Annotated in this window: 13 protein-coding genes; 10 read left to right on the top strand and 3 right to left on the bottom strand. The window is 42.6% G+C overall.

What is annotated here, in order from left to right; genetic code table 11:
• Positions 1–121 precede the first annotated feature (121 nt).
• Positions 122–370 (top strand): ATP synthase F1 subunit epsilon, encoded by a 249-nt coding sequence (gene atpC, locus ABI367_RS12275; RefSeq protein WP_462229575.1) that lies wholly within the window; start codon positions 122–124, stop codon positions 368–370.
• Positions 371–532: 162 nt separating this feature from the next.
• Here the strand turns inward: atpC and ABI367_RS12280 are convergent, their stop codons facing one another.
• From ABI367_RS12280 to ABI367_RS12290, 3 genes are all read right to left on the bottom strand, one after another.
• Complete coding sequence (locus ABI367_RS12280; RefSeq protein WP_462229577.1) at positions 533–859, bottom strand: hypothetical protein; 327 nt, start codon at positions 857–859, stop codon at positions 533–535.
• Positions 860–1,046: 187 nt separating this feature from the next.
• Positions 1,047–1,469 (bottom strand): hypothetical protein, encoded by a 423-nt coding sequence (locus ABI367_RS12285; protein WP_462229579.1) that lies wholly within the window; start codon positions 1,467–1,469, stop codon positions 1,047–1,049.
• Between the two features lie 68 nt (positions 1,470–1,537).
• Positions 1,538–1,759, bottom strand: coding sequence for a hypothetical protein (locus tag ABI367_RS12290; RefSeq protein ID WP_462229581.1), 222 nt, complete (start codon positions 1,757–1,759; stop codon positions 1,538–1,540).
• 546 nt (positions 1,760–2,305) lie between these two features.
• Here ABI367_RS12290 and ilvD point away from each other — a divergent pair.
• From ilvD to ABI367_RS12335, 9 genes are all read left to right on the top strand, one after another.
• The gene (gene ilvD, locus ABI367_RS12295; protein WP_462229583.1) at positions 2,306–4,012 is read left to right on the top strand and encodes a dihydroxy-acid dehydratase; all 1,707 of its coding nucleotides are present in this window, start codon (positions 2,306–2,308) and stop codon (positions 4,010–4,012) included.
• An 87-nt stretch (positions 4,013–4,099) separates the two neighbouring features.
• The gene (gene ilvB, locus ABI367_RS12300; protein ID WP_462229585.1) at positions 4,100–5,839 is read left to right on the top strand and encodes a biosynthetic-type acetolactate synthase large subunit; all 1,740 of its coding nucleotides are present in this window, start codon (positions 4,100–4,102) and stop codon (positions 5,837–5,839) included.
• An 82-nt stretch (positions 5,840–5,921) separates the two neighbouring features.
• A complete protein-coding gene (gene ilvN, locus ABI367_RS12305; RefSeq protein WP_462229587.1) occupies positions 5,922–6,527 on the top strand; it encodes an acetolactate synthase small subunit in 606 nt (201 codons plus the stop codon).
• A 115-nt stretch (positions 6,528–6,642) separates the two neighbouring features.
• Positions 6,643–7,701, top strand: coding sequence for a ketol-acid reductoisomerase (gene ilvC, locus ABI367_RS12310; protein WP_462229589.1), 1,059 nt, complete (start codon positions 6,643–6,645; stop codon positions 7,699–7,701).
• Positions 7,702–7,830: 129 nt separating this feature from the next.
• The gene (locus tag ABI367_RS12315) at positions 7,831–8,118 is read left to right on the top strand and encodes an antibiotic biosynthesis monooxygenase family protein (protein WP_462229591.1); all 288 of its coding nucleotides are present in this window, start codon (positions 7,831–7,833) and stop codon (positions 8,116–8,118) included.
• A gap of 44 nt (positions 8,119–8,162) precedes the next feature.
• A complete protein-coding gene (locus tag ABI367_RS12320) occupies positions 8,163–9,329 on the top strand; it encodes a 2-isopropylmalate synthase (protein WP_462229593.1) in 1,167 nt (388 codons plus the stop codon).
• Between the two features lie 34 nt (positions 9,330–9,363).
• On the top strand, positions 9,364–10,770 hold the full coding sequence (gene leuC / locus ABI367_RS12325; protein WP_462229595.1) for a 3-isopropylmalate dehydratase large subunit: 1,407 nt from the start codon (positions 9,364–9,366) through the stop codon (positions 10,768–10,770).
• Between the two features lie 84 nt (positions 10,771–10,854).
• Positions 10,855–11,451 (top strand): 3-isopropylmalate dehydratase small subunit, encoded by a 597-nt coding sequence (gene leuD / locus ABI367_RS12330; protein ID WP_462229599.1) that lies wholly within the window; start codon positions 10,855–10,857, stop codon positions 11,449–11,451.
• 188 nt (positions 11,452–11,639) lie between these two features.
• Positions 11,640–12,562, top strand: a 923-nt coding sequence (locus ABI367_RS12335; RefSeq protein WP_462229597.1) for a beta/alpha barrel domain-containing protein, incomplete at its 3' end; no start/stop codon positions are given.

Consider the following 12,562-nt stretch of genomic DNA (forward strand, 5'->3'; position numbering starts at 1 on the left):
AAAGGCAAAAAACTGTTGGCCGAGGCCAACTCGTAGATATGAGTATGGAGATTTGAGATTTGAGATAAAGGGACAATGGTCTCACATCTCATAGCTCACATCTCACATCTAAACAAAAAACATGACATTAGAAATTCTAACTCCCGATAAAAAAGTATTTGAAGGCGAAGCAAGTTCTGTAACTCTGCCGGGTACTATGGGATTTTTTGAGATATTAAACCACCACGCGCCCATCATCTCTACACTGGAGGATGGTAAACTAACCGTACGTGGTAACGGTGCCGAGCAGGTATTTTATATACACGGCGGCGTGGTAGAAGCTTCAAACAATAAGGTAGTGGTACTTGCCGAAGGCATTACCCAGAAATAATATTTTTTTTGATTTTTTTTAGACCCGGGTAGTTCGTTATCCGGGTCTTTTTTTGTTTTAGGGGATTTGGCCTGTCACCCTGAGGCATTCGAAGGGTGAGCGTAAAGGCCCTCACACATATGCTTCGAGTGCAGCATGACAACGTTATTAGTATAATCTGCCTTACATCAGCGAAAATACCTGCCAAAACAACAGCACGCATGATAAACCTATCAACAGCTTATTGGTTAGTTTCCACCCGGATGAAATAATACGATTATTGGCCAAGTTAAAAAAAAGTATACTTATGCCCAGTAAAACAATATCTATCACGGTTATCAATAAAGCATTAGCCAATAATGCCGGGAAGTACCTTAAATAGTTTTGCTTTAACTCATTGAAAGGGAGCTTTTCGCCACTTGTTGCCAGGAATATCCATAAGCCCATAACTAAACATACTATAAATACGCAGGCATAACCTATTAAGCTAAATATCAATTCCTTTTTCATGTTAGTAAGGTGGGGTTTGGCTAAGGTAAGGTTTTGGGTTATAGAATGGCTTTATTTTGATTTCGGATTTATTCCCAAGTGCCGTTACGATCCGCCTAAAGGCGGAGTGGCAATCTCTATACGTTAATTAGTCTGCTAGTATCCCTGGCTGTGGCCTACGGTGCATTGTGTATTATACCCCTAATTATCAATACAAATAATCAATCATTAATTTGCCGTTTACGGTAATCAGGCTAAGCTCAATAGTTACTTTGTTAACCGGGTTATAGGTAACGGTGTATCTGTTGGGTTGTTTAGGGTCTCTGGTAATTTCGAGTGATTTAACGGCTTCGGGGTTACTATCCTGTGCTTTAATAAAAGGGTCGCCATCTTCGCTTTCCTGCATCAGTTGCTGGTACCTGGCCAGGCCACGGGGGGTACAATACACCTGCCGTAACACAGCTTGCTTGCGGTACAGTGTAGTGGGTTGGCTACCATCAAAATAAGGTGCCATATAAGCAGTATAAAAAAACTTCAGCATATCAATGTCCGGCGGCAATTTCGGTTCATCTTGTGCAAATGCACCTATAGTTGCGGTTATCAATACAAATAACAGTATGGCCTTTTTCATAGTTATATTTAAGCTGATTGGTTAGCTAAATATATAAATTGTTTAAGCAATCAACTGTAAAATGTTACTTACACGGCCTTAGCAAGCTTTTGTTCAATAATGCGGCCCAATATTTTAACCTCATCAATGGTCAGGTCCGAGTCGTCGTCAAGGTGGCCCACCCAGTGGTTATTTAATTTTAAAACTCTGCCCTGGTAGTCATTATCAATAAATATATGGTAATCCTCGCCACCATCGTTTTTCACCATTGTTAGGTGTCCTATTTTGGTAATGTACGCTTTTGCTTTCATGCCATAGCGCAGGCAAATTTTAAGCCATGTATGTTTTATGTTGATAACAGGCCACGTATTTATATTGAAAGGAAACAAATACCTATTACGAAAACAAGTAATAACCATTGGACGAAAATAAATCCAACTACTGTATAGTTTTATCTTCAGTTGAAATCTACAAAGCGTTAGCAATGAAATCAAGTACGTAACAACACCGCGGTGGCAACGGCAACTTTCAAATCAATTTTTCCATCTCTCCACCCCATTTCAGGCAGAAAATAGCACATTTACTATGCATGCATAAAAACTGTACCGAATACCGTTTTAAACTTTGGTATAGTTTGTTAAAATTTATATTCTTATATTGACATTGATATTGATATTTTATTTTGAAATAATGTAATTAATCAATTTTAAATACTAAATAAAAAAAATCACATATGCTATTGTCAGTTTTTTTGGCGATGCCTATCTTACAACTATATAATCCGGTAGATGCGGGATTATAAACCGATAACATAATTTATAATACAATAAAGTCTACATCGTACAATAATAACATATATGAGTTTGCCAGATACCACGAAAGCCGTTGAATTGAATAAATACAGCAAAACCTTTACCCAGGATCCAACGCAACCTGCCGCACAGGCCATGTTGTACGGTATTGGTTTAACTGACGAGGATATGCAAAAGGCGCAGGTTGGTGTGGCAAGCATGGGTTATGATGGCAATACCTGCAATATGCACCTTAACGATTTGGCCAAACTGGTTAAAAAAGGTATTTGGGACGAGGATCTGGTGGGCCTGATATTCCATACCATTGGCGTAAGCGATGGCATGAGCAATGGTACCGAGGGTATGCGTTACTCATTAGTTAGCCGCGATGTAATTGCAGACTCTATTGAAGCCGTAACCGGTGCGCAATATTATGATGGGTTAATTACCCTGCCGGGTTGCGATAAAAATATGCCGGGCTCTATCATGGCAATGGGCAGGTTAAACCGCCCAAGTATCATGGTATATGGCGGCACCATTAAACCCGGCCATTGGAAGGGCGAGGACCTGAACATTGTATCGGCCTTTGAAGCTTTAGGTAAAAAAATTGCCGGCACCATTACCCCCGAGGATTTTATGGGTGTGGTTAAAAATGCTTGTCCAAGCGCGGGTGCCTGCGGTGGTGTATATACTGCTAATACGATGGCTGCTGCTATAGAGGCTATGGGCATGAGTTTACCTTACTCGTCATCTAATCCTGCATTGAGCGAGGAAAAGAAGGCCGAGTGTTTGGCAGCCGGTAAAGCCATTAAGATATTATTAGAGAAAGACATAAAACCAAGCGATATCATGACCCGCAAAGCATTTGAAAATGCGATGGTGGTAATTATGGTATTGGGTGGCAGCACCAACGCGGTATTGCACATGATAGCGATGGCAAAAAGCATTGATGTTAAATTAACGCAGGACGATTTCCAGGCGGTGAGTAACCGCATACCGGTGCTGGCCGATATGAAGCCAAGCGGCAAATACATGATGGAAGACCTGCACAATGTTGGCGGTGTACCCGCGGTAATGAAATATTGCCTTAAACAAGGCTGGCTGCATGGCGATTGCCTAACCGTTACCGGTAAAACCGTTGCCGAGAATTTGGCTGATGTACCTGAGCTGGATTTTGATACGCAAAAAATTATATGGCCGGTTGAAGCGCCTGTTAAAGCTACCGGACACTTACAGATACTATACGGCAATATTGCCACAGGTGGTAGCGTAGCCAAAATAAGCGGTAAAGAAGGCACCCATTTTGAAGGTCCCGCCCGCGTATTTGATGGCGAATTTGCGCTAATAGCCGGCATATCAAGCGGCCGAGTCAAAAAAGGTGATGTGGTGGTTATCCGCAACGTGGGCCCTAAAGGCGCGCCGGGTATGCCCGAAATGCTTAAACCAACATCAGCCATATTTGGCGCGGGCTTAGGCAGCTCGGTAGCATTAATTACCGATGGACGTTTTAGCGGCGGTACACATGGGTTTGTGGTAGGCCACATCACCCCCGAAGCTTTTGATGGAGGGGCAATAGGCTTAATTAAAGACGAGGACCAAATCATTATTGATGCTACAACTAATCAGATCAATGTGATGATATCTGACGAAGAAATGGCGGCCCGCAAAGCAGCCTGGGTTCAACCAAAATTAAAAGTTACCAAAGGCTTATTATATAGATATGCCAAAACTGTTACCTCAGCAGCCGAAGGTTGCGTAACAGACGAGATGTAGCCCCCCTGCCCCCTAAAGGGGGAGTTAGAGGGTCTATCAAACAAAATATTAACAAGAAATTCCCCCTTTAGGGGGTTAGGGGGCACTATGGAAGTTGCACAACAGGAAATACTAAAACAAACAGAAGCCAAAGAAACCGTAGAAGTTTCAGGGTCTGTTGCATTATTAGAGGCGTTGATTGCCGAAGGTACCGATACCATTTTTGGTTACCCGGGTGGCGCTATTATGCCCATCTACGATGCTTTATATGATTATAATGATAAGCTTGACCATGTACTGGTTAGACACGAGCAAGGCGGTATACATGCCGGCCAGGGTTATGCCCGTACATCAGGACGTGTGGGTGTGGTATTTGCTACCAGTGGCCCAGGTGCCACTAATTTAGTAACCGGTTTAGCCGATGCACAGATAGACAGCACCCCGTTAGTATGTATAACCGGGCAGGTTTTCGCGCATTTATTAGGTACCGATGCTTTTCAGGAAACAGACGTGATCAATATCACCACGCCAGTAACCAAATGGAACTACCAGGTAACTGATGCTACCGAGATACCAGAGGTTATTGCCAAGGCCTTTTATATTGCCCGAAGCGGCAGGCCCGGCCCGGTACTGATTGATATCACTAAAAACGCGCAGATACAAAAATTTGCTTACGAAGGCTATACGCCTTGTAACCACATCCGTAGCTACAGGCCAAAACCTATCGTTCGCCCACAGTATATTGAGCAGGCTGCCAAACTAATTAATGAAGCCAAAAAACCATTTGTAATTTGGGGTCAGGGCGTATTATTAGGCAGTGCCGAGCAGGAGTTTAAAACTTTTATCGAAAAAAGCGGTATTCCCGCAGCATGGACCATTTTAGGAGTTGGTGCTATCCCAACAGATCATCCGCTTAATGTGGGTATGCTGGGTATGCATGGTAACTACGGCCCTAACGTATTAACTAACGAGTGCGATGTACTGATTGCCATAGGTATGCGCTTTGACGACCGTGTAACCGGCCGTTTAGATAAATATGCCAAACAGGCTAAGGTTATCCATTTAGATATTGACCCTGCCGAGATAGACAAAAACGTAAAAACAACCGTACCGGTTTGGGGCGATTGTAAAGAAACCCTGCCGTTGTTAACCGCTTTGGTAGACGCAAAACAACACACTGAGTGGGTTAATAAATTTAATGACTATACCCGTAAAGAGGTTGAAGCTGTTATTGAACCCGAACTGAACCCTACCGAGGGCGAAATGACCATGGGCGAAGTAATAAAACAACTAAACATCCTAACTAAAGGCGAGGCTATTATAGTAACAGATGTTGGTCAGCACCAAATGGTAGCTTGCCGTTACGCGCAGTTTAACAACACCCGCAGCAACGTTACCAGCGGTGGTTTGGGCACTATGGGTTTTGCTTTGCCTGCGGCGATAGGTGCCAAATATGGCGCACAAGATAAAACAGTAGTAGCTATTATTGGCGATGGCGGTTTCCAGATGACCTGCCAGGAGTTGGGTACTATTATGCAGTGCGGTGTAGATGTAAAGATCATCATATTAAACAACCGCTTTTTGGGTATGGTGCGCCAATGGCAGGAGTTGTTTAACGATCGCAGGTATTCGTTTGTAGATATTCAAAGTCCTGATTTTGTAGCGCTGGCCGCGGCTTACCGCATACCCGGTAAAATGATAGATCAGCGTGCTGATCTGCAAGGGGCTTTAAAAGAAATGATTGATAGTAAAGGCTCTTTCCTGCTTGAAGTGATGGTAACTAAAGAGAACAATGTGTTCCCGATGGTACCGCAGGGATGCAGTGTAAGTGAGATTAGGTTAAAATAAGGAGAAAGGTGAAAGCTAAAAGCTGAAAGGTTAATGACCAAATGACAGCGAAGCGAATGACCAATGACTAACAACTAAGACAATGAGCGATCAAGAAATAGGAAAGCAGGAATATAACATTACTATCTACACAGAAAACCAGGTTGGTTTACTGAACAGGATAGCTATTATATTTACCCGCCGAAAAATAAATATAGAAAGCCTGAATACTTCACCGTCAGAAATTGACAGTATTCACCGCTTTAATATAGTTATTATCGAATCGGAAGAAGTGGTACGTAAACTTTGCCGCCAGATAGAAAAACAGGTAGAGGTATTAAAGGTGTATTACCATACCAACGAGGATATTATTTGGCAGGAAATGGCGCTATACAAAGTATCAACAGATGTAATTGCCGAAAAAGTAAGTGTTGAGCGTTTATTACGAGAAAACGGTGCCCGTGCGGTAGTTATACGTAAGGATTATACCGTATTTGAAACTACAGGTCACCGGGAAGAAACCGATAACCTGATCAATATACTACAACCTTACGGTCTAATTGAGTTTGTACGCAGCGCACGCGTAGCTATTATAAAAGATAGCGAAGGCTTTAACGCCAAACTACGCGAATTTGAACGACTGGAACCGGGTGAGGATGTAATGGAAAATGAATATTTAAATAAAGGCTCAAAGGTCTTTACGATGTAAAGCCCCCCAACCCCCTAAAGGGGGAGTAAAAGGCAAATTGGTAAATAATTAAACAAGTAAATCAAAAACCAACCGATGCGAATCGGTTAAATCAAAACAATAAAAAACAAAGACAATGGCAAAATTAATTTTCGGCACTACGGAAGAAAATGTAGTAACCCGCGAGGAGTTCCCTTTATCAAAGGCACAGGACATTTTAAAAAATGAAGTGGTAGCTGTTATCGGTTATGGCGTACAAGGCCCGGGCCAGGCGCTAAACCAAAAAGACAATGGCATTAATGTTATTGTTGGTCAGCGTAAAAATTCAAAATCATGGGATAAAGCTGTAAGTGATGGCTTTGTACCGGGAGTATCGCTTTTTGAAATTGAAGAAGCATTAGAAAAAGGAACTGTTATTTGCTATTTACTAAGCGATGCAGCACAAATTGCTTTATGGCCAACTGTTAAAAAACACTTAACTCCGGGTAAAGCATTATATTTTTCTCATGGTTTTGGTATCACTTTCAAAGAGCAAACCGGTATCATCCCTCCTGCTGATGTTGACGTATTCCTGGTTGCTCCTAAAGGATCAGGCACTTCATTACGTCGTATGTTCTTGCAGGGTCGTGGCTTAAACTCAAGCTACGCTATTTTCCAGGATGCAACAGGCCGTGCTTTTGAGCGTGTTATAGCTTTAGGTATTGCTGTTGGTAGCGGTTACCTGTTCGAAACAGATTTCAAAAAAGAAGTATATAGCGATTTAACCGGCGAGCGTGGTACGCTGATGGGTTGTATCCAGGGTATCTTTGCTGCACAATACGAAGTATTACGCGCCAATGGTCACTCTCCGTCTGAGTCATTTAACGAAACGGTTGAAGAGTTAACTCAATCATTAATGCCTTTAGTTGCAGAAAATGGTATGGACTGGATGTATGCAAATTGCTCAACTACCGCACAACGTGGTGCTTTAGATTGGTGGAAACCATTCCGTGATGCAACTAAACCGGTATTTGAAAAACTGTATGAAAGCGTTGCTACCGGCAAAGAGTCACAACGTTCTATCGACTTAAACAGTAAAGTAGATTACCGCGAGAAATTAGATGCTGAATTAGCAGAATTACGCGATAGCGAATTATGGCAAGCAGGTAAAACCGTACGTAGCTTACGTCCGGAAAACCAGGCTGTAGAAGCATAAGTTAAGCATAAAGCTGAAAGGCGAAAGCTAAAAGCTAATGTCATTGCGAGGAGGTCCGACGAAGCAATCGCGAATAACATACTTGCGATTGCCGCACTACCGCTCGCAATGACATAATTTAAAAAGATAATGATACTGGAGGTAGCTGTACTAAATGTAATACCGGGTATGGAAGATGATTTTTTAAAAGCATTTTCAAAAGCAAAGGATATTATATCAAACAGCCCAGGTTATAGCTCACACCAATTAAAAAGATGTATTGAAAATAAAAGTCAATTCATTTTATTGGTAGAGTGGGAAAATTTGACCGACCATACCGAGGGTTTCAGACAATCAAAAGAATACCAGCAGTGGAAAGCGTTATTACATCATTTTTATAACCCCTTCCCTACTGTTGAGCATTATGAAAATATCTGATTTCACTTAATTGAAATCAGAGTTAACATTAAAAAGATAAAACTATGTTACACGATCCAAACCGAGTCTACGTTTTTGATACCACGCTGCGCGATGGCGAGCAGGTACCGGGTTGCCAGTTGACAACCCCCGAAAAAATTGAGATAGCCCGTGAACTGGAAGCCTTAGGCGTGGATATCATTGAAGCAGGTTTCCCTATATCAAGCCCCGGCGATTTTCAAAGCGTGGTGGAGATATCAAAAGCGGTAAAAAAACCCACCGTTTGCGCGCTTACCCGTGCCAACAAAGGCGATATAGACGCGGCAGTTGAAGCATTAAAATATGCTAAACATCCCCGTATCCACACCGGCATCGGATCGTCTGACATGCACATCAAGCATAAATTTAACAGCACCCGCGAAGAGATATTGGAGCGCGCTGTTGAAGCTGTAAAATATGCCAAAAAATCTGTTGAGGATATTGAGTTTTATGCTGAAGATGCCGGCCGTGCGGACATTGAGTATTTAGCTAAAATGATTGAAGCGGTAATTGCTGCAGGTGCTACTGTAGTAAACATACCCGATACTAACGGATATTGCCTGCCTGATCAATATGGCCGCAAGATCAAATTCTTGAAAGAGAACGTAAAAAATATTGATAAAGCCATTATATCTGTGCATTGCCATAACGATTTGGGTTTAGCTACGGCTAACTCGGTTGCAGGTTTGCAAAATGGTGCCCGCCAGGTTGAAGGTACCATAAACGGTATTGGCGAACGTGCAGGTAACACCTCTATCGAAGAGGTGGTAATGATATTAAAAACACACCAGGTATTAGGGTTACATACCAATATTAACACTAAAAACTTTTATGAGCTTAGCCACATGGTAAGTTCGCAAATGCGTATGCCGGTACAGCCAAACAAGGCTATTGTAGGCAGTAACGCTTTTGCACACAGCTCAGGCATACACCAGGATGGTTTTTTGAAAATGCGTGAAAATTACGAGATCATTCGTCCGGAGGATGTAGGTTTCCCAAGCGCAACTATTGTGCTTACCGCACGCAGCGGCAGGCATGCATTAAAATTCCATTTGGAACGTTTGGGTTACAACCTGAGCAAAGAAGAATTAGCCGACGCCTATCATCGCTTTTTGGTATTGGCCGACGGTAAATTAGATATTCAAGATGAGGACCTTACTTTGTTAATGAGCAGCGAAAAAGTAAATAGCTAATCATTCAAAATATAATATATAACAATATAATAAAATGAGCAAGACATTATTTGATAAGGTGTGGGACGCACACGTGGTACGTAAGATAGAAGGCGGCCCTGATGTACTATTTATAGATCGTCACCTTATTCACGAAGTTACCAGTCCGGTTGCCTTTTTGGGCCTTAAAACCCGGGGGACAAAAGTATTATACCCTAACCGTACATTCGCTACGGCCGATCATAATACACCTACCATTAACCAGGACAAGCCGGTTGCTGATCCGCTTTCGGCCAACCAGTTACATATGCTGGAGACCAACTCTGCCGAATATGGCATCAGCCATTGGGGCCTGGGTCACCAAAAAAATGGTATTGTACACGTGGTAGGTCCTGAATATGGCATTACCCAACCGGGCGCTACCATTGTTTGCGGCGACTCGCATACCTCTACACATGGTGCATTTGGCGCTATTGCTTTTGGCATCGGCACTTCAGAGGTTGAGATGGTTTTGGCTACACAATGTATTATGCAGCCTAAGCCTAAAAAAATGCGCATTAACGTTAATGGCAAATTAGGTGTAGGTGTTACGCCTAAGGATGTGGCCTTGTTCATTATCTCTCAATTAACTACATCAGGCGCTACAGGTTATTTTGTGGAGTATGCCGGTGATGTTTTTGAGAACATGACCATGGAGGGCCGTATGACGGTTTGTAATTTAAGTATTGAAATGGGTGCGCGCGGCGGCATGATAGCGCCTGACGAAACCACTATTAACTATGTAAAAGGTCGTGAGTTTAGCCCTAAAGGCGAAGCCTGGGACAAAGCATTAGCTTATTACAAAACGCTGAAAACTGATGCCGACGCAGTATTTGATAAAGAATTAAGTTTTGATGGTTCAACCATCGAACCGATGATAACTTATGGTACCAACCCGGGTATGGGTATGGGTATATCGCATGATATTCCTGATGCTGCCGATGTTGAAGGCGGCGCCGCTACTTACGAAAAATCATTAGGTTATATGGGTTTCCATGAGGGCGAAAGCATGATAGGTAAACCGGTTGACTTTGTATTTGTAGGCAGCTGTACCAATGGCCGTATTGAAGATTTCAGGGCGTTTACATCACTTATAAAAGGCAAACATAAGGCACCTAACGTTACGGCATGGCTGGTACCGGGATCGCACATTGTGGAAGCGCAAATAAAAGAAGAAGGCTTGCTGGATATTTTAAACGAGGCCGGTTTTGAATTGCGCCAGCCGGGTTGCTCGGCCTGCTTAGCTATGAATGATGATAAAGTACCTGCCGGTAAATACGCGGTAAGTACCTCAAACAGAAACTTTGAAGGAAGACAGGGACCAGGTTCAAGAACAATGCTTGCCAGCCCATTAGTGGCTGCTGCTGCTGCAGTTACCGGCGTAGTAACCGACCCAAGAACATTAATAGAAGAATTGGTTTAATTAGATAATAGTTCATAGATAATAGTTCATAGCTAATATTACAAGCACCATGAACTATCATCCATGAACCATGAACAACAAAAAATGGCTTACGATAAATTTAATATACTAAGAAGCACCGCGGTACCACTACCTATTGAGAATGTGGATACCGACCAATTAATACCAGCCCGCTTTTTAAAAGCTACAGAACGTGTTGGTTTTGGCGATAACCTTTTCCGCGATTGGCGTTACAACCCGGATAATACCCCTAAAAAAGATTTTGTGTTGAACAACCCTATTTACAGCGGTAAAATACTGGTGGGTGGTAAAAATTTCGGTTCAGGCTCCTCGCGCGAGCACGCTGCATGGGCGGTTTATGATTATGGTTTCCGTTGCGTGGTATCCAGTTTTTTCGCGGATATTTTTAAAGGTAATTGCTTAAATATTGGTGTATTGCCGGTACAGGTTAGCCCGGAGTTTGCCGAGAAAATATTTGCTGCAATCCACGCCGATCCAAAAACCGAACTGGAAGTAAATCTGCCTGCGCAAACCATTACACTTTTAGCTACCGGCGAAAAAGAAACGTTTGATATTAACTCATATAAAAAGAATAACATGCTTAACGGCTTTGACGATATTGATTATCTGCAAAGCATTAAAGGCGAGATTGAGGAGTTTGCAACAAACCTGCCACTTTAAAAAAGTTCCCCTCTTGAGAGGGGACGCGAAGGAAAGTGCGAAAGCAGGGGTGTGTTAACCAAGCGATAAACACACCCCTACACCCCTCTCGAGAGGGGAACCGCACAGGCCTTAATAAGTTACCTGTAAAGCGCTTCTAGGTAAGGAAGCGCTTTTACGCTATTTAATACCAAGCCAAATCCAATACAATGGAAAGAAGGAAAATAGAGATAATGGACACTACGCTGCGCGATGGCGAACAAACATCCGGCGTATCATTTTCTACTTCAGAAAAACTAACCATCACCCAATTATTGTTGGAAGAATTGCGTGTAGACAGGGCCGAGGTAGCCTCTGCACGTGTATCAGCAGGAGAACTTGAGGCAGTTAAAGCTATTTCAAGTTGGGCGGCCGCAAACAATCATACCCACCAGATAGAAGTATTATCTTTTGTGGACAATGGTGTATCTATTGATTGGATGGCTAATGCCGGAGTTAAAGTGCAAAACCTGCTAACCAAAGGCTCGTTAAATCACTTAACCCATCAGCTTAAAAAAACACCTGAACAGCATTTTACCGAGATTAAACATGTAATTGACCTTGCCGCTAAAAGTGGCATTACAACCAATGTTTATTTAGAAGATTGGAGCAACGGCATGCGCAACTCGCCTCAATATGTGTTGCAGTACCTGGATTTTTTGGTTAAACAACCGGTAAAACGCATAATGCTACCCGATACTTTAGGCGTTTTAACACCCGAAGAAACCTCTAAATTTTTAACTATAATCATATCAAGGTATCCTAACATACATTTTGATTTCCACGCACATAATGATTATGACCTGGGTACAGCCAATGTATTGGAAGCTGTAAATGCCGGCGTAAACGGTTTGCATTTAACGGTAAACGGTATGGGCGAACGCGCGGGCAACGCCGCGCTGGCCAGTGCCGTAGCGGTAATTAATGATTTTGCACCCGAGGTTAAAATTGCCGTTAAAGAGTCTTCCATATATTCGGTTAGTAAACTGGTCGAAACATTTTCGGGCGTACGCATACCATCTAACAAACCTATTGTTGGCGATAACGTATTTACCCAAACCGCCGGTATACATGCCGACGGCGACAATAAAAA

This window comes from Mucilaginibacter sp., assembly GCF_039935595.1.
Classification (GTDB): domain Bacteria; phylum Bacteroidota; class Bacteroidia; order Sphingobacteriales; family Sphingobacteriaceae; genus Mucilaginibacter.